11 protein-coding genes are annotated in these 21,396 nt (G+C 47.2%); 4 read left to right on the top strand and 7 right to left on the bottom strand.

What is annotated here, in order from left to right; translation table 11 throughout:
• Positions 1–61: 61 nt before the first annotated feature.
• Positions 62–1,243, bottom strand: a complete 1,182-nt coding sequence (uxuA, locus tag NQ510_RS00415; protein WP_005830167.1) for a mannonate dehydratase — start codon at positions 1,241–1,243, stop codon at positions 62–64.
• A 162-nt stretch (positions 1,244–1,405) separates the two neighbouring features.
• Between uxuA and NQ510_RS00420 the strand changes: the two genes are divergently transcribed.
• Positions 1,406–1,978 (top strand): DNA-3-methyladenine glycosylase I, encoded by a 573-nt coding sequence (locus tag NQ510_RS00420; RefSeq protein ID WP_005830166.1) that lies wholly within the window; start codon positions 1,406–1,408, stop codon positions 1,976–1,978.
• On the opposite strand, the gene NQ510_RS00425 is transcribed toward NQ510_RS00420, so the two are convergent.
• The 4 genes from NQ510_RS00425 to NQ510_RS00440 form a co-directional block, all read right to left on the bottom strand.
• On the bottom strand, positions 1,938–3,089 hold the full coding sequence (locus tag NQ510_RS00425) for a glycoside hydrolase family 43 protein (RefSeq protein WP_005830164.1): 1,152 nt from the start codon (positions 3,087–3,089) through the stop codon (positions 1,938–1,940). The two genes, NQ510_RS00420 and NQ510_RS00425, sit on opposite strands and share 41 nt — an antisense overlap.
• A gap of 98 nt (positions 3,090–3,187) precedes the next feature.
• Positions 3,188–5,245, bottom strand: a complete 2,058-nt coding sequence (locus NQ510_RS00430; RefSeq protein WP_034525882.1) for a RagB/SusD family nutrient uptake outer membrane protein — start codon at positions 5,243–5,245, stop codon at positions 3,188–3,190.
• A gap of 23 nt (positions 5,246–5,268) precedes the next feature.
• On the bottom strand, positions 5,269–8,547 hold the full coding sequence (locus NQ510_RS00435) for a SusC/RagA family TonB-linked outer membrane protein (protein ID WP_175522707.1): 3,279 nt from the start codon (positions 8,545–8,547) through the stop codon (positions 5,269–5,271).
• A 166-nt stretch (positions 8,548–8,713) separates the two neighbouring features.
• Positions 8,714–12,850, bottom strand: coding sequence for a hybrid sensor histidine kinase/response regulator transcription factor (locus NQ510_RS00440; protein ID WP_074668620.1), 4,137 nt, complete (start codon positions 12,848–12,850; stop codon positions 8,714–8,716).
• 156 nt (positions 12,851–13,006) lie between these two features.
• On the opposite strand from NQ510_RS00440, the gene NQ510_RS00445 reads away from it, so the two are divergent.
• Both NQ510_RS00445 and NQ510_RS00450 read left to right on the top strand, forming a co-directional pair.
• Entirely contained in the window at positions 13,007–13,447 is a 441-nt protein-coding gene (locus tag NQ510_RS00445; protein ID WP_005830148.1) for a DUF6078 family protein, read from the top strand.
• A 573-nt stretch (positions 13,448–14,020) separates the two neighbouring features.
• Entirely contained in the window at positions 14,021–16,114 is a 2,094-nt protein-coding gene (locus NQ510_RS00450; RefSeq protein ID WP_005830140.1) for a BT4734/BF3469 family protein, read from the top strand.
• Here NQ510_RS00450 and NQ510_RS00455 read toward each other — a convergent pair.
• A complete protein-coding gene (locus NQ510_RS00455; protein WP_005830138.1) occupies positions 16,111–17,331 on the bottom strand; it encodes an ATP-binding protein in 1,221 nt (406 codons plus the stop codon). The two genes, NQ510_RS00450 and NQ510_RS00455, sit on opposite strands and share 4 nt — an antisense overlap.
• Positions 17,332–17,468: 137 nt before the next feature.
• On the opposite strand from NQ510_RS00455, the gene NQ510_RS00460 reads away from it, so the two are divergent.
• Entirely contained in the window at positions 17,469–18,047 is a 579-nt protein-coding gene (locus tag NQ510_RS00460) for a DNA-3-methyladenine glycosylase I (protein ID WP_005830137.1), read from the top strand.
• 125 nt (positions 18,048–18,172) lie between these two features.
• On the opposite strand, the gene NQ510_RS00465 is transcribed toward NQ510_RS00460, so the two are convergent.
• On the bottom strand, positions 18,173–21,268 hold the full coding sequence (locus tag NQ510_RS00465) for a glycoside hydrolase family 2 TIM barrel-domain containing protein (RefSeq protein ID WP_005830133.1): 3,096 nt from the start codon (positions 21,266–21,268) through the stop codon (positions 18,173–18,175).
• Positions 21,269–21,396 lie beyond the last annotated feature (128 nt).

Below are 21,396 nucleotides of genomic sequence, written 5' to 3' on the forward strand. Positions count from 1 at the left end.
TGGATAATAAATGAAGAATATCCATGATTTTTCGCGTAATCCATGCCTAACTTAAAATCAATCAAACAGATTTTCCGTACAATTCATCGTCTACCACAGCCAGCATTCCCTCCACTTGAGCCAATGCCAGCATACGGCCATGAAAAGAATAACCTGCATTGTACCCTTTATCCTCGTCGCCCAACATCATGCGACCGTGGTCCACACGCATCGGCAATCCCGGATTTTCTTTCTCAAAGATACGAATCAAATCAATGAGGTGTCCCCTTCCCTCCAGATGGGAACTTTCGATAAAGTTTCCACCCGGTATTGCCTTCGTACTGCGCAAATGCACAAAGTGGGTACGCCTGGCAAACTTCCTTGCCAGTTCACGGGTATCATTCTGTTCACCCGCACTCAATGAACCGGCGCAAAAAGTCAGGCCATTATGGGGATTGTCCACTGCACTCAGTATCCAGGCAATATCTGCCTCGTCTGTCACAATGCGCGGCAACCCCAATACCTGAAAAGGAGGGTCATCGGGGTGTACACACATATTCACCCCATATTCCTCGCATACCGGCATGATGGCAGACAAGAAATAACGCATATTCTCGCGCAGAGCCTCTCGGTCTATCCCTTTGTATAGCGCCAGCAAACGTTTGAACAGGGTTACCGGCTCCTTGTCACCTTCCTTGATGTTGCCATTTACGAATCCTTGTGTCTTTACGATAATCGTATCTACCAGCTCTGCCTTTTCAGACTCCGTAATCACCTTATCCAGTTCTGCCACCTTGTCCAGCTCTTCCGGAGAATAATCGGCTTCCGCATTCTCCCGTTCCAATATCTTCAGGTCGAAGTAGGCAAAACGGATTCTGTCGAAATAAAGAGAAGATGTCCCGTCTTCCCAGGGATGTTGTAAGTCCGTGCGAATCCAGTCAATCACCGGCATGAAGTTGTAGCATACCGTCCGGATGCCTGCCTTGCCGAGATTGGCAAGGCTTATCTTGTAGTTCTCTATCAATCGGTCACGCTCACTCCCCGCATATTTGACAGCCTCGCACACCGGCAGACTTTCTACTACAGACCAGCGCAATCCGAAGGATTCAATATAATCCCTCAAATCTTCAATGGCTTCCAACGTCCATATTTCACCGTTGGGAACTTCATGCAAGGCAGTGACAACGCCTTCCACTCCTATCTGTTGCAACATGGCAAGGGTTATCTTGTCTTTCTTGCCAAACCATCTCCAAGTCTTTTCCATTCTTTATTATTAATTTTCTTGTTTTTCAGGCGTTCAAACCACCCGTTACCTTTTTGCAAAAGTAAGAAAGAATATGAGAACTGTCCATTCTGAATGGATAGATTTGTTTGTTCGCAATGAAAACAATATCTTAGCACTTCATTACATATATTAATTACGCTTATGCAAGACTTTATAAACGGACGTTGCGGCTGGTGCGGAACCGACGAGCTGTATGTGAAATACCACGATGAAGAGTGGGGAAAAACGGTAACAGACGACAAGACACTATTCGAGTTTCTTGTATTGGAAAGTGCCCAGGCGGGACTGAGCTGGATAACCATCCTCAAAAAGCGGGAAGGCTACCGCAAAGCCTTTTGCAATTTCGATGCCGCGCAAGTGGCGCAAATGACCGACGAAGACGTGGAACGGCTGATGCACTTTGACGGCATCGTGAAAAACCGTCTGAAAATCAAATCGACCATCACCAATGCAAGGCAGTTTCTTGCCATACAGAAAGAATTCGGCAGCTTTTACAACTATACGCTATCCTTCTTCCCCGACCGGAACCCCATTATCAATCATTTTCAGTCATTGAGTGAGATTCCGGTATCATCTCCCGAATCAGATGCCATGAGCAAAGACATGAAAAAACGGGGATTCAAGTTCTTCGGCTCTACCATTTGCTATGCCCATCTGCAAGCTTCCGGGTTTATCAACGACCATCTGACAGATTGCATTTGCCGGAAAGGGTAAGATAAGGCATCCCCTCTTCATCAAACCGGACCGGAATCCAAAGATATTCCGAATACATCAGGCTCTTGGGCCGCCAAATATCGGCCATGAAAAGGTAGCGGTTACCGGGAAGCTGCAATACGTAAGTGCTTTGACCGCCGAAAGTCTTATCACTTCCCTCACCCCGACAAGGGTTGGGATGCTGTGTCCACGGTCCCCAGATGAAAGGAGCCGAGAACAGACGCGCCGCATTGGGTGCCCAACCGGTACATCCGGAGGTTATCATCCAGTAAGTGCCGTCTTTCTTGAAGATGGCCGGTGCCTCATTGTGTCCCCCCGGAAAGAGACGGACATATTTTCCGGAATGTCCTTGATAGTCATCTGTCAGTTCGGCTATTTGCAAGGTCAGATTCTCTTCCGAAGAGTAGATATGATAAGCTATCCCATCATCGTCAACATACAATGTCATGTCACGGGACATCTGTCCGCCCTCCAAGTCACGCTTCACGAACAACCCCTTATTTACAGCCTCTCTCCACTCGGGTGTCCACCATTCTTCAAACTGTTCCATATTCCACTGCATGTCCCGTTCTTCCTCCGTCATATTCAGCGGAAATATTCCAGGGCAGACACGACTCGAAGAAACAAAACAATAAGGTCCCGTCGGAGAATCACTGACAGCCACTCCCGCACGGGCAGCCTCATAGCCTTTACCCTTCAGCTCCAAATGAAACCACATGACAAATTTCTTCGTCCTTTTGTTGTAAATCACCTTGGGACGTTCCATAATACAGCCTTTCTCTATTTCATTGCCCGCTTCTTCCGATACAGACAAGGCCACCCCCTCGTATCTCCAGTTACATAAATCGGTAGAAGAGTAGCAAGTTACTCCCACTTCCGTAGAGAATCCCTTTGCCGGACGGTGTTCACCGAACCAATAATATTTACTGCCAAATAACAGTATACCACCACCGTGTGCATTAATATACTCCCCGTTTACATCGTTCCACACTCCGGCCGGAACCATTTCGTCCTTTCCCTTTAAGGTGGAATCATTTTGTGCCTGCAGACCGGTGATTGACGCTACGATAACCAACCATGCCCCTAAAAACTTGAAATTAAAATTAGTCATACTCTGTCTTGTTTCTATTTATAAAGAAGGGAGCAGGACGCCTTCTCACCGGAAAGTGTATCCTACCCCCTAAATCAAATACCTATTGAAAAATGCCTTTATTTCTCAGCCGGCTGGTCAGCTACCACCGGCCAATAAGGATTCTGGTAAAGAATGGAAGTCGATACATCCGCTCCCGAAGTGGCTGTCAACTGGAACTGCTTGATCATGATAGGATTCAAATAGTGTGCCATCTTCCAAGTACAGCCGTTATAGGCAGACTGGTTGCTGCTTCTCTCGAACGGACGGAGATACTCACTCTTGTCTTTCGATGAGACATTAGCTTTGTCTGTCCCGTCAGCAACCAAAATGGATTTTCCATTATCATCCAAATACCAGTCCTCCATCGGAGTATTCCACAAATGCATACCTTCCAGATGGCTGGGAGCAGTCATCAGTTGGTCCATAGAACGCCAACGGCACAAGTCCATGTAGCGAAGACCTTCAGCCAGGAACTCGCAACGACGTTCACGACGGATATTATACAGAGTCTTGTCAGAGATGACACTTCCACCCGTATAGGCTCCCCAATCATTTTCAGCCTCCTTGCTCATGTCCGTTGCAGCGATAGTCTTGTCAAAATCAGTACTGATGCCGGCACGTTGACGAAGTACAGTCCAATATTCACGAGCCGTAGCATCCAGCGTTCCATTGAGCAGATAACTTGCTTCCATATAATTCAGCAGAGCCTCAGCTGCACGGAAACATACAGCTGCCGTATAACCACCGCCATTGGCATAATACTTACGGTTGAATGAACCACCCTTGCGCAATGCATAGCCGGTAGCATAGCCACGCTCACCGTCACCACTCGTAATGGCCGGATAGGGCTCTTCCATCACAACCTCCGTACCTTCATTATTATCAACTTCAAAAAGGATGTTCTTCTGTCCCGGTTCTTTCAGGAAGATACTGAGACGCGGGTCACGGTTTACACGTACATCAGCAACCGTCTTGTCGCCCATATAATAGCCGTCACCATCCGCATAAGAACCGTGAGCATAAACCGGAGTACCATCCTTCATCAGGAAATTCTGTACGAATCCACGGGTCAGACCGATACGGTAATTACCACGTCCGGCAGCGGCATTGATGTTATGAGTAGAGAGTCCGCGGGCATACTGGCGCCACAACAGTACTTCCTTCACATCCGAAAGGTCTTCTTGTGCAAACATATCAAAGTAAGGATTTGACGGGTCATCAGCTGATTGTTGCAACACACCGGTATTCTCCGTCAAATTCCCTTTGTATTTATCTGCTACAAGTTTGGAAGCTTCTACGGCCTGTTCCAAGAAGTACTTCACTTCATTATCAAGGTTTCCGCTCGGATACTGGTAATTGTTGTGAAGAGATGCCCCCGGCCAGCCTTCTCCACCAGGTACGAATGCCGTACCCTTGAAATTCTGCAACCAAGTAGCCTCGAACAGTGCCACACGTGACTTAACCAGCATCGCAGCATCCTTATTGATACGGGTCGTCGCCATATCGACATCACTCATATAGGCATAAGCCTTGTCAAGATCGGAAATGATGAAACGTGCCACTTCATTACGCGGAAAACGTTTGCTGGCTTCACGGAGAGCTTCCATCTCATCGGCAAGCGGTTGGTTGATAATCGGGAAGTCGCCGAACAACTGAAGCTTCTTAAAGTACTCGTAAGCACGCAGGAAGTACATTTCTCCGATATAGTGCTTGATGGTGGCTACACTCCCGGAAATTGTATTTTGTGAACCGCTCATGTCCTCACCGAATTTGGGAAGTGCTTCAGACAAAAAGAAATTAATACGATAGATGCGTTCGAACTTCCAATTGTCACTTTCGCTATGAGGTACTTTCCAGCGATCCTGGGTATAGCGGTCATTGGCATTCACCTCTATCTGGTTATCGGTTCCTTTGTCTTCACCGAAGATGCCATAAGTCCACTGGCCGAATGACGGAAGGACATTGGGATATTCATCATTCAGATTGGCTTCCAACTGGGCCGCAGTGGAGTAATAGGTTTCGGGAGAAATGCTTGACATCGGCTCTCTGTCCAGAAAATCATCGCAGGAAGTCGTTCCGGCAATCACTGCCATTGCCATGAACGCTTTTACAATATATCTATAATTCGATTTCATAATATTCTTCATTATTTATGGGATTAAAGTGATACGCTAAGTCCAAAAGACCAAGTTCTTGAAAGCGGGTATGCATTACCGGCACTCTTGATAGGTGCAGAAGCATTGCTGTCCGTGTTACCACCGCTGATGGTTTCGGGATCGAACAACTTGCTCAGTTTGGTTCCCGTCCACAGATTCTCGCCCGATACGAAGATGCGGCAGTTGGTGATACCGATTTTGCGAATCATGGAAGCAGGCAATGTGTAGCCAAGCTGGAAGTTCTTCAAACGGATATAAGACGCATCCTGCAGATAGCGGGTTTGGGTTTCCTGGTTCTGGGTACTGTCAAATCTCGGACGCGCATAGTATGAATTGACATTGGCGGCAATCTCATGACCGGCCAGCCCGACGGGTTCATCACGGAAGTAATCTTCGTGTTCCTTCAAACCGGTTGACCACCACATACCCCATTGGCCAACGCCCCAGAAGATATTGGAACCCTGCCAGTAGTCACGCTTCATCACTCCCTGGAAGAAGAGGCGAACATCAAATCCCTTGTAATTGGCATTCAAGTCAAGACCGAAATGATAACGGGGAGTATTGTTGCCTATCACCTTCAAGTCACCGTGGTCCTCCAAAGTCTGTGCACCTTTGGTGATGCCCGGTTTGCCATCCTGGTCGGCATACATGATGTCACCGGCAGTCCAAACGCCGGAACCGATGGCACTTTGTCCGCCCACTTTATTCAGATGCGCCTGCATCTCATCATCTGTCTTGGCAATTCCCACGGTTTCAAAGCCCCAGATTTCACCAATCTCGCGGCCTGCGATATAAGTATTGATTGAGTTTGTCGGGTTACCCGGGTATCTGTCTATATAAGTACGTGCATCAGAAACATTGAACTTAATGCCATAGCCCATACCGAAGTTGGTGCGGTCCTGCCATCCGATGGTAAGTTCCCAACCCTTCGTCTTCAAGTCACAGTTATTGGTCTTGGGAGTCGCAATACCCAATGTAGCGGGCAACTCTACAGACGGACCTACCATATTGTCCGTATAACGGATATAAGCATCGAATGACCCGGTCAGACGGTTGTTGAACAGCCCCCAGTCAAGACCGATATTCCAGGTACGCACTTTCTCCCAAGTCAAGGCTGTACTGATAAGGTCGCCTACATAAGCAGTGTTTGGTTTCAGTCCATTCTGCAGCCAGCTTCCGTTTGCCTGCTTCAATGTCATGGCACGATAAGTAGGATACCAGCCGTTTGTATTCATATTCCCCAGTTCACCATAAGAGAAACGGAACTTCAACTGATTGCAAACATCCGCAAAATCTTCCCAGAAGTTTTCCTGGGCAATGTTCCAACCCAAAGAGAAGGAGGGAGACAACTGCCAACGATTGCCACGGCGGAAGCGGGAGGTACCATCATAGCGCAGATTGGCCTCTGCCAGATAACGACCTTTATAATCATAGTTCAAGCGGCCAAAGAAACCCGCTGTGGCCCACTCATTACGATAGCCACCCACCTCGGGCACCTTATCCTTACCGGCGCCGTCAATATTCGAAATCAAGTCCAGTTCCGGAAGGTCTTCCACCTGCAAGCCATATCCTTTGGCACTAAAAAACTTCTGGCGCATTTCTTCGGACTGAAAACCACCCATTACCTTAAAATTATGATCATCATTGATAGCAAGAGAATAAGTGGAGTAAATATTCCAGTTCATGTAGCTCTCTTTCTTGTAGTCTTGATAGAGACTTGAGGTTCCTTGCGTATCCACAATATTTCCACTCACATCGTGGTTATAGTAAGGAAGTCCGGTTTCACGTGTATCTATAGAATTGGTACTATAGTTGAACTCAACATTGGTAATCCAATTCTTCACGGGTTCGAATACCAAGCTTGCCTGATGATAAACCTTATCTGTCTGCACATCGCGCTCACCACCCAATGCAAGTGACATCGCCGGCGTATCGGCATTACCATTAAAATAATAGCCGTTTTCATCATAAACCGGAAGATTAGGCCAAGTCTGACGGCCAATTCTCTCATACAAACCGCCACCAAAATTGGTAGGACGGCCAAGGTCTTGACGGACATAACGCAAGCTGTAATTGAACTTCAACCATTTGGTCAGCTCGGCACCAAATTTGGCAGTAGCATTATAGCGCTTCAAGTCATCGGAACCATGACGGAGCAAACCATTCTGATCCAGATAGCCCAATGAAGCATAATAATTGAACTTGTCACCACCACCGCTTACACTGAAATTATGTTCTTGCGAGAAGGAAGAACCCTTGTAGATTTCGGAAAACCAGTCAGTATTGGCATACGCCGTAGTAAACGGGTCGCCTGCCGGTTTACCCCATACATTGCCATCAGTAGGCAAACCGCCACGATTAGTACCTCCCGCAGCCTGGAAGTCAAGCATCTGCTGCATCACTGTATCAGAGAACTGGGCATTGTCCTGACCGTTGCGTGCAGCCTCATTGAAGTAGTTGGCAAAGGTATAGGAGTCCATCATCTCCGGCAGATTCACCGGACTGTTGAAGCGGAAGCTGTTGTTGTAGTTGATAGTCGGCTTGCCCGATTTGCCTTTCTTGGTAATCACCAAGATAACACCGAACGGTGCACGCGACCCATAAATAGAGGAAGCGGCAGCATCCTTCAATACAGAAATATTCTCGATGTCCTGCGGATTCACCGTATTGATGTCACCTTCCATACCGTCAATCAAAATCAGCGGACTTCCGCTTGAGCCGTCACCGATGGTACCGTTGCCACGGATATTGATGGACATGTTCTTGTCCAGTTCACCGGTATTGGTCGTAATCTGCAAGCCCGGTACCAAGCCCTGCAATGCCTGCGTGGCATTCGCTACCGGACGTGCTTCAATTTCCTTCGCCGTAGCCAGCCCCACAGAACCTGTCAGGTTCACCTTCTTCTGCGTGCCGAAACCTACCACTACCACCTCGTCCAGTATTTCGCTGTCTTCTTTCAGAGTCACAGTAAAGGATGTTTTTCCAGCCACCGGCAGCTCTACCGTCTTATAACCGATAAAGCTGATTGTCAAAGTGGCATCCGAAGGGACTTTCAAGGAGAAATTACCGTCAATGTCGGTAATTGTTCCATTCGTCGCATTCCCTTTCTCCACTACACTGGCACCAATCACCGGTCCCATCGCATCATTAACCACACCTTTTACATTGATTGTCGAACTCTGTGCGTTCAAGAACTGAACATTCAACAGAAGGGCCATGCAAATGGCCAAAGTGACATACACTTTCAGCCCGAGTCCTTCAAAGAATCTCTGTCTTTTCATTGTATAAACTTTAAGATTAAACATTAATTGTTTCACTTTCACTCTTCATTTTAACCGTGAAAACAATGGCAAATGTAGGCGAATGCTGATAGGAAGACCTCCAATAATGCTTCTACGAGGTAGAATTTTAGTTATTCGACCTAATTGAAGCATAATTTGACTTGATCTATGACTGTATGAAGCGTTCCTGATATTCCGTTGGCAACATGCCGAATTCCTTTTTGAAACAAGAGCTAAAATATTTTGGGTCATTAAAACCGACGGCATACGCCAGATCGGAAATACGCACGGAACTCCCCTTCTCCTCCATAATGCGGCAGGCCGCTTTCAGACGGATGTTACGGATAAAGGCAGAAGTATTCAGTCCCGTCAGGGATTTCAGTTTCTTGTAAAGGGTGGACTTGCTGGTGCCCATCTCCTCCACAAACTGGGGCTGGTCGAAATCTGAATCTTCCAGATGGCGGTTTACGCAGTCAATGGCACGCTGCATGAAGTCCTCATCAATGCTGGTATAGTCCAGTTCCTTGATTTCGAACACCAGTTGGTTCTTAAAGTCATGCGCCTTGCGTTCTTTGTATTTCAGCAGATTGCGGATGCGTGCATGCAGCACGGCCAGGTTGAACGGTTTACTGATAAAGGCATCCGCCCCCACTTCATAAGCTTCGGCACGGTCTTCCTCCTTGTTCTTGGCTGTCAGAAGAATCACGGGAATATGACTGAGTTCCAACTTGTTCTTCACACACCTGCAAAACTCGATGCCGTCCATTACGGGCATCATCACGTCCGAAACAATCAGGTCAATATCCTCATTGTCAAGCACAGTCACAGCCTCCTGACCGTTTTCGGCCGTATGGACATTGTATTCACGTTTCAGCAGCCGGACCATTAACTGCAAAAGCTCCTCATTGTCCTCCACCACCAGTATGGTATGAGCTTTGGGCTTTTCAGCAACCACATTCTCCGCATTCTCCTCTTCAAGATAGGTAACGGTTTTCTGTACCGGAAGTACAGCTTCCTCATCAATCTGTTCTTCCTTAAAGTAAGAGCGGTCTACGGGCAAGGTCACGATGAATTCCGTTCCCCGGCCTTCCTCGCTCTCCACTTCAATGCTTCCTCCATGCAGCTCCACCAAGTCCTTTACCAAAGAAAGGCCGATGCCCGTACCAATGGTGTTGAACTTCCGGTAATCCCCCTCGTAGAACCGCTTGAAGAGGCTCTTCTGCTTGTCCTTTGAAATGCCACTGCCATTATCCTTTACATGCAACCGGACGAAGTCCCTGTCTTCGGCATACATCAGCGTGACTTGTATATAGCCACCCTCCTTATTATATTTGGCGGCATTGGAAAGCAGGTTGTAGAGAATCTTGTCCAGCTTGTCCGTATCAAAATAACCGATAATCGACTCCGGATTACAGAGTACGGAGAAATGTATCTTGCGCTTTTTGACAAGCGGCAGGAAAGATTCGGCTTCATTTTTCACAAACGCCGCCACATCTCCTGGAGAGACACGCAACTTCAGATTGCCGGTTTCTGCTTTACGAAATTCAAGAATCTGCTGCAACAGACGGATGAGCCTGCTGATATTGCTACCCATTACCGTATAAAGGTCGTCATGCCCGGGAAACCGCATCTTCAACTCATCGACGGTAGCCGAGATAATGGTCAGCGGAGTCAGCAGTTCATGCGTGATATTTGTAAAGAACTGCAATTTGGCATGATTCAGTTCTTCCAGTTTGGACTTCTCCATCTCCCGAAGATGCAGCTCATTACGCAGCTGCATCCTGTTCTTTGCTGTCCGGAGAATGAAGCAGACAATAGCTGCCCCTATCAGTGCATAAATGATATAAGCCCACCATGTAGCCCAGAACGGTGGTAATACCACCACCTCAAGTTCACGGATTTCCTGACTCCAAATGCCATTTTCATTGGTGGCTTTCAGACGGAACCGATAAGTGCCGCTCTTCAAATTATTATAATAGGCAAAACGGCGGTTGGCATCCGTATATTGCCAATCCTTGTCAAAACCTACAAGCTGATAGGCATACCGATTTAAACCGGGATTCTTATAAGTAAGGGATGCGAATTCAATACTGAAATTATTATATCCGTAAGGCAGATCTAACTTCCGTGTAAACGAAGGCATGACAGAAGAAATCCGTTCTCTGACCTCCGGTTCCAATACCGCAAAAGAACGGTTGAAGATTTTTATATCCGTAATCAGATAAGGCACGGCTTCATTGTCTTTCTCCAGAGATGCAGGAAAGAAACTGTTATAACCCTTATTTCCTCCAAAGAATAACTCGCCCTCCCTACTACAAGAAGACTGTGATATGAAGAAGTTATCCTGCAGACCGTCTGCTGTCGTATAGACACGGACCGTAGCCAAATCCTCGTCCATCGGTACAAAAAGCTGTACCAGCCCCATATTGGTCCCCATCCATAGACACCCTTGCCTGTCTTCCTCTATAGACCCTATCATGTCAGCGGACAGCTGATATTCCTGATTCTTTTCCGTAAATACATTTTCCTTATAATCATATAGATACAACCCTCCTCCCTCAGTTCCGGCCCATAGCCTTCCCGATTTATCCACATGCAAACACAACACCGAGTTCGTTGCCAGCTGGCCGTTGTTATAACTATAGTTACTATATTTCAGCGTTTCGGGATGCTGCACATCCCCCATAATATGTATAATTCCATAGTTGGCTGTCGCAATCCAGAAGCTGCCATCCGCATCCTCCACAATGTCCTTCACATGATACCAATCTGCCAACCCGCCTCCGGCAAAAGAAAGTGTTCCGAACCTATAATGCCCTCCATCGGCCAAACTGATTCCCATACCGCCGCGACAGCCTACCCAACAATTCCCCTTACTGTCCTCACACAAGGCCGAAACGCAATCCGAATAGAGATAAGGCGTGTCGGATTCAGTCAGCACCTTCACTTTCTCTCCTTTCTCATAAATCAAGATACCACCGTCATAGGTAGCGAACCATACTTCTCCATTCTTACGCTGAATAATGTAATTGACCGTGGGTACACTGGGAATATCCGAGAATTCCGGGATATGGGAAAAGAACGACAACACACCGGTTTCATAATCCTTGCGTGCCAGCCCATAACTTCCGGTACCCAGCCAAAGGTCTTTATCTGCATCGGCAAACAAAGCGCGGACGGCAGTAGTAGGCACGTCATCCTCTGCCAGATTCAAAGAATAGAAAGTAAATGGAGATTGTTTCGTGTCTATCATCAGGACACCGCCGCCAATGGAACCCAGCCAGATATTATTGAAGCGGTCGCGCAACAGTGAATTTATTTCATCACAAGGTATATGATATGCCGAATGCAACGACTTGTAATTAATGAATGTACCGGGATTCTCCTGCTTCATAATGCTCAGCCCCACCCGGGTCCCTATCCACAAGGTATGGGTGTGTACATCCTCCACAATATCATAAACAATATTGTCCGACAAGCTGGCATCATCCCCTATCCGATGCGAATAATGTGTATAAAACACGTTTGCCATATCCTTGGGATGATTCAAGAGAAATAATCCGCAATCCCAACCACCGACCCACATTTTCCGGTTGGAATCCTGATAGATAACATGTGCCGAGTTCCGTTCATTGATTTTGGGATATGCATAGAATTTATCCTCCTTCCGGGAATAACGAAAAAGACCACTGGACCAGGTACCGACCCACAAATCCCCATCCGAGTCCTCGAACAACGATTTGATGGAAGCTGCGGGAAATATACCATCGGTGGACTTGCCGTCATACATCACGAAGGAGTCCTTCTCTGCCACATACCGGCATAAGCCGGAATCCGTACCAATCCATACCTCATTTTCCCGGGTGACCAACAGGCATGAGACCGCATTGTTTGGAATGGCAGGCGCAGTATATTGACGGATTTCTCCGGTTTTCTTATTGAGTGTGTTCAACCCCTCTTGTGTACCAATCCACAAGAAGCCGTCATTGTCATCGGCAAAACAATAAATGTTGTTACTGGTCAACAAACCGGGAGTATTCAAGCTCGATTTATAGACAGTAATCTGGTAACCGTCGTATTTACAGAAACCATACCGGGTAGCAAACCACAAAAACCCTTCCTTATCCTGATATATTTTCTGGACCTCATCCGTCGGTAATCCGTCTAATGTAGAAATCTGCTTGAACTTCAAACGGGAAATAACATCCCCATCAGCCGCATGCCCCAAGGCAGGATACATTGTCCAAAAGCTGAACAGGAGAAGACACGTATGCAGACAAAAAAAACTTACTCTATTTTTCATATACCAGATATTAGGAATTATGACAAATATAGCAAGTTCAGCTCACTTTAAAGAAGAATTATACTCTTTTTTTGTCTGCAAATACTTCAAACGAGGCTTTATTCCTTACCTTTACAGCCGTGTTCTACACCCTAACCGTAGACAAGCAAACAACATATGGAAAATAAATTCGACTACCAGTCTGTGCCTTATGGCTTTGCACATTGCTTCAACAGCCAGTGCGTCCATAAGGAAGAATGCCTGCACCACTTGGCTGCTACCAATTGCACCTCGCAATGTCCTACTTTAAGCATCATCAATCCGAACTGTATCCCTGCCGATACCACCAACTGCCCTCATTTCCGGAAAGCCCTGAAGTGCCGGGTTGCATGGGGCATCCGGCACCTGCTGGACAACGTACCCCACAAATGTGCAGCCCCGATGAGGAACCAGCTTGTAGGACACTTTGGCAAGACCACCTATTATCGCTTTTACCGCCAGGAACAAGGCTTGTTTCCAAAGGCACAAGCATATATCCGTCAGGTTTTCAAACAATACGGAATTGCCGAAGAACCGAAATTCGAGAGATACAGCGAAGAATACAGCTACAACGATTGAAGCATCCGGACAGCTCAGCTTCTACAAAGTTTATTTTTGAAAAACATCTGTCATGCTATCACGCAGAGGGGGATATCCTTTTGATTATAAACCGATTAAAGCGTGAAAGATACCCGTGATAGATAAAAATCTTCACAACCATCCATCACGCCATAACAAAAGCAGTATCCGATACTTACTTCATTCACCACAGAATAGTGATATATGCTTAGTTCTCAGTATGAAACTTTTAGTTTCTTAAACAAATACCAAAAGTTTCAACAACAAATACCATTGGTTTAAACCTTCTAAAATAAAAGTTTCAACAAGAGAAACTGAGAGTTTTCCTTAGGAAAACTATTGATTTCAACAAGCAAAACCTTTTGTTTCAACAAGCAAAAACCAGCGTGGAAGTCTGCACAAAGCATCCCAAATCACCTGCTTTTTCGACTCAAAACATCAGATTTTCCACAGAAAAACGCTGGAATAGACCTAAAAAAGCATGGAATCACTTGCAAAAAGAGCCTGATTGTCGTACCTTAGTACACTGTAAGCAAACCATTTTGCCTGCATGTGACAAAACAAAAAATAGAAATGAAAATCACCCAACTGAGAGAAAAAGACGGGAATCTGACACTGAGCACGACAGACTTAGACACCTTCCTACAGAAAATCAAAACGGAGACCAAAACCCAGCCCGTATCCACTTTCCGCCAGCAACTGCGATACTGCTTGCCCGGCAAGCGCTGCAACGAGGCAGACCGACTGCCCAAAGTACTCCCGGCAGCCGAATTCCGCAAGACGAACGGTGTCTGCCAGATGAAAACCTACAACGGCATCGTGGAACTGACCGTAGGCCCGCTTTCCGGCAAGTCCGAAATAGCCCTTGTGAAACGTCTTGCCTGGGAACAGCCCCAGACGCGGCTCGTATTCACCGGTTCCAGCGGACGGACTGTAAAGATTTGGACTACCTTCACCCGTCCGAACAATTCGCTGCCGGGCAAACGGGAAGAAGCCGAAGTATTCCACGCCCATGCCTACCGCCTTGCCGTGAAATGCTACCAGCCCCAACTGCCTTTCGACATTCTGCTGAAAGAGCCCAAGCTGGAACAGTACTCCCGCCTCTCCTTCGACCCCGAAGCCATGTACCGCCCGGACTCCATACAGTTCTATCTTGCACAGCCCGCCTCCATGCCCGACGAAACCACCTATCGGGAAGCCCTGCAAGACGAGAAGTCACCCCTGACGCGCGCCGTGCCGGGATATGAAGCCGAAGAAGCCATCATCATGCTGTTTGAAGCCGCCTTGCAGAAGACTTTCGCCGAAGCGACGGGTGCCGGTGCCGACAACAGCCTGCACTCCCTGACCGTACGCCTTGCCGAGAACTGTTTCCGTTCGGGCATCCCCGAAGAAGAGACCGTGAAGCGTACCTATTTCCATTATTATCTGCGCCAAAAAGAGACTGTCATCCGGCAGATTGTAAGAAGCGTTTACCAAGAGAACAAAGGCTTCAATACCCAAAGCAGCCTCAGCAAAGAGCAAAGACTTGCCATACAGACGGACGAGTTCATGAAACGCCGCTACGACTTCCGCTACAACACCCAAGTGGGTGAGGTGGAATACCGTGAACGCCACTCGTTCCGTTTCCGCTTCTCCCCCATCGACAAGCGCACGCTGAACAGCATTGCCCTCGACGCACAGAGCGAAGGCATTCCCCTGTGGGATAGGGACATCAGCCGATATATCTACTCCAACCGCATCCCGGTATTCAATCCGCTGGAAGATTATCTGTACGACCTTCCGCACTGGGACGGGAAAGACCGTATCCTGGCACTCGCCCAGACAGTACCCTGCAACAACCCGTACTGGGCCGAACTGTTCCACCGCTGGTTTCTCAACATGGTGGCACACTGGCGCGGCAATACCGACAAGAAATATGCCAACAGCGTCTCCCCCTTATTGGTAGGTGCACAAGGCACCCGCAAAAGCACCTTTTGCCGAAGCATCGTCCCGCCCGAGCTGCGTGCCTATTATACGGACAGCATCGACTTCTCGCGCAAGCGCGACGCCGAACTTTACCTCAACCGTTTTGCGCTCATCAACATCGATGAATTCGACCAAATAAGCAGCACCCAGCAAGGATTCCTGAAACATATCCTCCAGAAGCCGGTGGTCAACGTGCGCAAGCCATACGCCAATGCCGTGCTCGAGATGCGCCGATACGCCTCGTTCATCGCCACCAGCAACCAGAAGGACTTGCTGACCGACCCCAGCGGCAGTCGCCGGTTCATCTGCATAGAAGTGACGGAAGCAATAGACACCAACCGCCCGATAGACTACAACCAGCTTTATACCCAGGCCATGCACGAACTGGACCACGGCGAACGCTATTGGTTCGACCAGTCGGACGAACGGATTATGACGGAAAACAACCACGATTTCGAACAGATACCGCCCGAAGAGCAACTGTTCTACCACTATTTCCGCGTTGCCGGAAATGACGAGGAGGGAGAATGGCTGTCGTCTGCCGAAATACTGAACCGCCTGCGCCGGTACAGCGCCATCCCGCTGTCCACCAAGAGAGTGAATGTATTCGGAAGGATACTGCAGAAACATGAAGTGCCATCCCGCAGAACACGGTTCGGCACGCTGTATCATGTGGTGGAGTGCAAGAGACAAGAAGATTAGTCTTTAAAATATTCAGACACCGGCAATGCTTCTATCGTTTTATCTCCTACGGAAAATTTGTCATGTTGGTTATAAGTGAGTATCAGTCCATGCCCCATCTTGAAGAAAGACAAGGCATCCAGTAAGCCATCTACTTCCCTTTTCCGGTTTTCTGCGGTCAAGGCATAGCATACCTGGATGGCAAGCTGGGGCACAGAATTGCGTACAACTATAAAGTCGCATTCCTTCCGGTTCTCATTATAATAGAATATCTCAGAATAACGGCGACGCAATTCCGCAAAAACCATGTTCTCCAGCCTCCGACCCTCATCACGGGTGAAAGATGGAGAGGTGACAAATACAACACCATTGTCCACACAATACACTTTCTTCGGGTTCAACAGTTGCGCTTTATATGAATATGAAAATTTCGGAACAAAGTTTATCAAGTAAGTCTGTTCGAAATAAGAGAAATAATCAGACACAGTAGAAGTACTTTTCATTCCCAGTATCTGTTTCAGTTTTGTAGCAGACACCAGATTGCCCACATTCCCCATCAAATAGGCCAAGAGACTTTTCAAAGAGTGGTCATCACGTATATTATATCTCACGGCAATATCACGATATACTATATCATTGACTAAATCCGTCAGAACATCCTGATCATCCAGTTGCAAGTATTGAGGGAAGCCACCCTGATGCAGATAGTCGTACAAGGAACTGTCACCGATAGTCTTACCCGTAAAACCGCAATATTCAGCATACGAAAAAGGGAACAGTTCTTTCGTAATATGTCTTCCTGTCAACTTCGTGCCCAATTCACGACTCAACATCGAAGCATTGGAGCCGGTGATTCCCACATAAAACCCTTCATCCAACTTGCCCCGAATATACACCTCCCAACCATCAACAATCTGTATTTCGTCAAAAAGAAGAGCGATACACCCTTCATGTTCCTTAATAACTTCATCCACTATACGGAAATCACTGAATTCAAATCCATACAGTAAAGGGGTATCAAAATTCAAGGAGAGCACCTCTTCCGGCTTGTATCTATCCACCGATAATTGTGCCAGCAATGTACTCTTACCACAACGGCGAATACCAGATATAATCAGTGCATAGTCTGCTACCAAGGGAGGTAAAGACAACAATAGGTCACGTCGGAAACTTTGAAATTTCCTCAACCGTTCACGTTGCACACGTATGGCTTCTACTATATCCGATTTGCTTATCATAGGGCTATGTCATTTATATTCAGATACAAATATAAACATTCCATTCTGAATAAACAAATCTATCCATTTAGAATAGATAGATTTGTTTATTCGGAATGAAAGCACTACCTTAGCACCTCATTACAAAAATAACGCTTATGCAAGACATTATAAACGGACGTTGCGGCTGGTGCGGAACCGACGAGCTGTATGTGAAATACCACGATGAAGAGTGGGGAAAAACGGTAACAGACGACAAGACACTATTCGAGTTTCTTGTATTGGAAAGTGCCCAGGCGGGACTGAGCTGGATAACCATCCTCAAAAAGCGGGAAGGCTACCGCAAAGCCTTTTGCAATTTCGATGCCGCGCAAGTGGCGCAAATGACCGACGAAGACGTGGAACGGCTGATGCACTTTGACGGCATCGTGAAAAACCGTCTGAAAATCAAGTCGACCATCACCAATGCAAAGCAGTTTCTTGTCATACAGAAAGAATTCGGCAGCTTTTACAACTATACGCTATCCTTCTTCCCCGACCGGAACCCCATTATCAATCATTTTCAGTCATTGAGTGAGATTCCGGTATCATCTCCCGAATCAGATGCCATGAGCAAAGACATGAAAAAACGGGGATTCAAGTTCTTCGGCTCTACCATTTGCTATGCCCATCTGCAAGCTTCGGGGTTTATCAACGACCATCTGACGGATTGCATTTGCCGAAATCAGAAACAATAAAACAAAGAAATATACAGAAGCAAGCAAAACATCAACACAAAGCGGTCACCCTCCCCCATCGGAAAGGCGACCGCTTCAGTGTTATAAAATCTGTTTCTCAGTATGTAATACACTGAGAAGAAATGTTATTCTATTCCGATACTATGGCATACGGGAAAAAGGATGAACGTAAACTCATAATCAGCGTATGGCACCAGGTATTCCGGACGGGCTATACGTCCCCAACTGTCTTCGCAACCCAGACCGGCTTGCACCTTGTCGATACAGAGATTAGTCAAATCAGCTTCATCCACCTCTTGCGAGTGTCCTTGCTCTTTGCTCCAGCCTTCATCTAAAGACTCGATGGTATAGTGCAAGGCAGATGCGGAGAAGGGAGCGGCTGCCACAATCTTGATGCCATTACCAGACTGATCCAACATCTTCCACCAACGAATATCGGTCTTTGTTCCATTTTCCTGCGGACGGATGTAGGGATAGAACTGCTCGGCCACACTTTGGCGATAAATGCCTAAGTCGGCGCAATGATTACGGTCAATATAGTTTTCAACCGGACCGCGTCCATAGTATTCAACGGTTTCAAAGCTGCGCGGCATAGGCATCTGCAGACCGAAACGGAACATGTTCGATACTTTGGCATTCTTGTCGGCAGTCAGCTTCTGGGTCACCTTGACGGCACCGGCATTGTTGATGACATAAACAAGGTTCAGCTTAGCTGAAACACCCGGCATGTCGTAAGCAGATTCTACAATCACCAGATTGTTCTCCGTGCGCTGTTTGAAAGAGGTCAGTTTGATTTCCGGATTCTTCCAAGCGATATATTTGCGTTGCAGATTGGCACCGTAGTCGTTGTCAACAGGCGCACGCCAGAAGTTTGGTTTTAAAGCCTCGCCGTCTTTAATCATATCCCGGCCATTCACTTCGTACTTGGTCAGATAACCGTTGTGCTTGTTGATTTCTACACGGAAAGCATCACCGGAGACGATGAGGTAGTTCCAATCGTTATCCTGTACTTGGGGAGCCGTCATCTCGATATTGCTCTGTTCGCAGTTCTTCAATTCCATGGAAGGAGCTTGGTAAGGATTGAGCGTCAACTGGTCTTTTGCCACTACATGTCCGGCGGAAAGCAATCCTTCACGGTTCTTCAGCTTATAGGAAACATTCAGCAACCACTCGGTGCATTGGCAAGTCTTGCCCAAGTCCAACTTGATTTTGGCTGTCTGTTGGGGAGCTACATTCAGATTATCCACACGACCGGTCCGTATCACCTTACCGCCTTTCAGTACCTCCCACTCCATATAATAGGCAGAAAGATCACGGAAGAAGTATTCATTGAACACATTGATTTCGCCGTTCTTCAAGTCGGCCGGAGTAGTCCAGATGTCCTGATAGATACGGCCTACCTCATACATGTGGGGATTGGGCACACGGTCGGGGCTGATAAGACCGTTATCGCAGAAGTTACCGTCGCTGGCATCAAAACGGTTAAAGTCACCGCCGTAGGCATAAATCATCTTACCGTTTTTTCCTGTCCAACGTACAGACTGATCAACAAAATCCCAAATAAAGCCACCTTGGAATTTGGAATATTTACGCACCAAATCCCAATATTCTTTAAAACCTCCTTGCGAGTTTCCCATCGCATGAGCATATTCGCACTGAATCAGGGGCTTTGTCATAGAATCATCCTCACTGTATTTCTTACATCCGTCATAGCCATAATACATCGGGCAATAGATGTCTGTCTTGCCTGTTTTACCGGCTTGTTCATATTGTACGGCACGGCTCGGGTCTTCAGCCTTTATCCAATCGTAGGCAGCTTCGAAATTAGCGCCATAGCCGGCTTCGTTGCCCAAAGACCAGAAAATGACGCTGGGATGATTGAAGCTACGCTGCACATTGCGCTGGTTACGCTCCATATGTGCTTTCCTATAGTCCTCACGTTTGGCAAGTGTCTCTTCCCCATAACCCATTCCGTGGGATTCGATATTGGCTTCGGCCACTACGTAAATACCATATTGGTCGCAGAGGTCGTACCAGAGATTATTGTCGGGATAGTGGCAGGTGCGCACGGCATTCAGGTTGAACTGCTTCATCACCTGAATATCCTGAATCATGCGTTCGCGAGAAATGACGTAACCACCGTCCGGATCCATCTCGTGGCGGTTGGCTCCCTTGAAGAGAACGGGCTGGCCGTTGACAAGTATCTGACTTCCTTTCAGCTCTATCTTTCGGAAGCCCACCTTTACGGGAATCACTTCACTGCTGCCTTGCAAAGTGGCACGCAGGGTATACAAGTAAGGCGTTTCCGCCGTCCACTTATGAGGATTCTCCACATTTATCAAGGCAGTAGCGCTACCTTTGGCGACAGCTGTAGCCACCTGTTTTCCGGCAGCGTCCAGCAGTTCAAGACTGACATTGCCGCCACCCTTCACATCAAGCTGTACTTTCAGGGAACCGTTCTTATAAGCAGTATCCAAATCGGGAGTGACACGGATGTCCTGAATGCGCTTCTTGTCACGGGCATACAAGTAGCAATCGCGCCCTACACCGCTATAACGGAAGAAGTCCTGGTCTTCCAGATACGTCCCGTCACACCAGCGGAATACCTGAAAGGCTATCAGATTCTTTTGTCCCGGCTTCAAGTAGGGTGTCAGGTTGAATTCAGCCTCCAGTTTGCTGTCCTCACTATAACCTACGTACTTGCCGTTTACCCACAAATACATATTGGAAGTCACGGAACCGAAATGAGCAATGATGTCCTTACTCTTCCAGTCGGCAGGTATTACAATCTCACGACGGTAGGAACCTACATTGTTATTCTCCGTTGGCACCTGCGGTGGATTGTTCTTGAACTGATTGCGCCAGGCATATCCGGTATTCACGTAGATAGGGTCGCCGAAACCGTTCAGTTCCCACATACCGGGAACGGCCATATCGCTCCATCCCTTGTCGTTGAACCCCACTTTCCAGAAATCCGTGGGACGGGCATCGGCATTCTTCACCCAGAAGAATTTCCAGATACCGTTCAGAGTCATGTAATTGGAAGAATGTTCTTTTGCTCCACGAGCCGCAGCATCTGCCGACTCATAGGCAAAATAGTTGGTGTGCATCGGAGCACGGTTCACGGCATTTACTTCAGGGTTTTGCCATTCAGTGAAGGACTGTGCGCTTGCGGCAATGGCAAAAGTCGCAAGCAGTCCGGTAATGAAATGTTTCTTCATGGTAAATAGTTTATAAAAATTAGCAACGGCATACAAGCAGAACCGGTATGCCGTCACAAAGATACGCCTATCCTATAATTAAAAGGAAGAATAATCGTTCAAAAAAGGCTGAATTTAATTCTTTAAAT

Origin of the sequence: Bacteroides uniformis, assembly GCF_025147485.1 — a bacterium.
Taxonomy (GTDB): Bacteria; Bacteroidota; Bacteroidia; order Bacteroidales; family Bacteroidaceae; genus Bacteroides; species Bacteroides uniformis.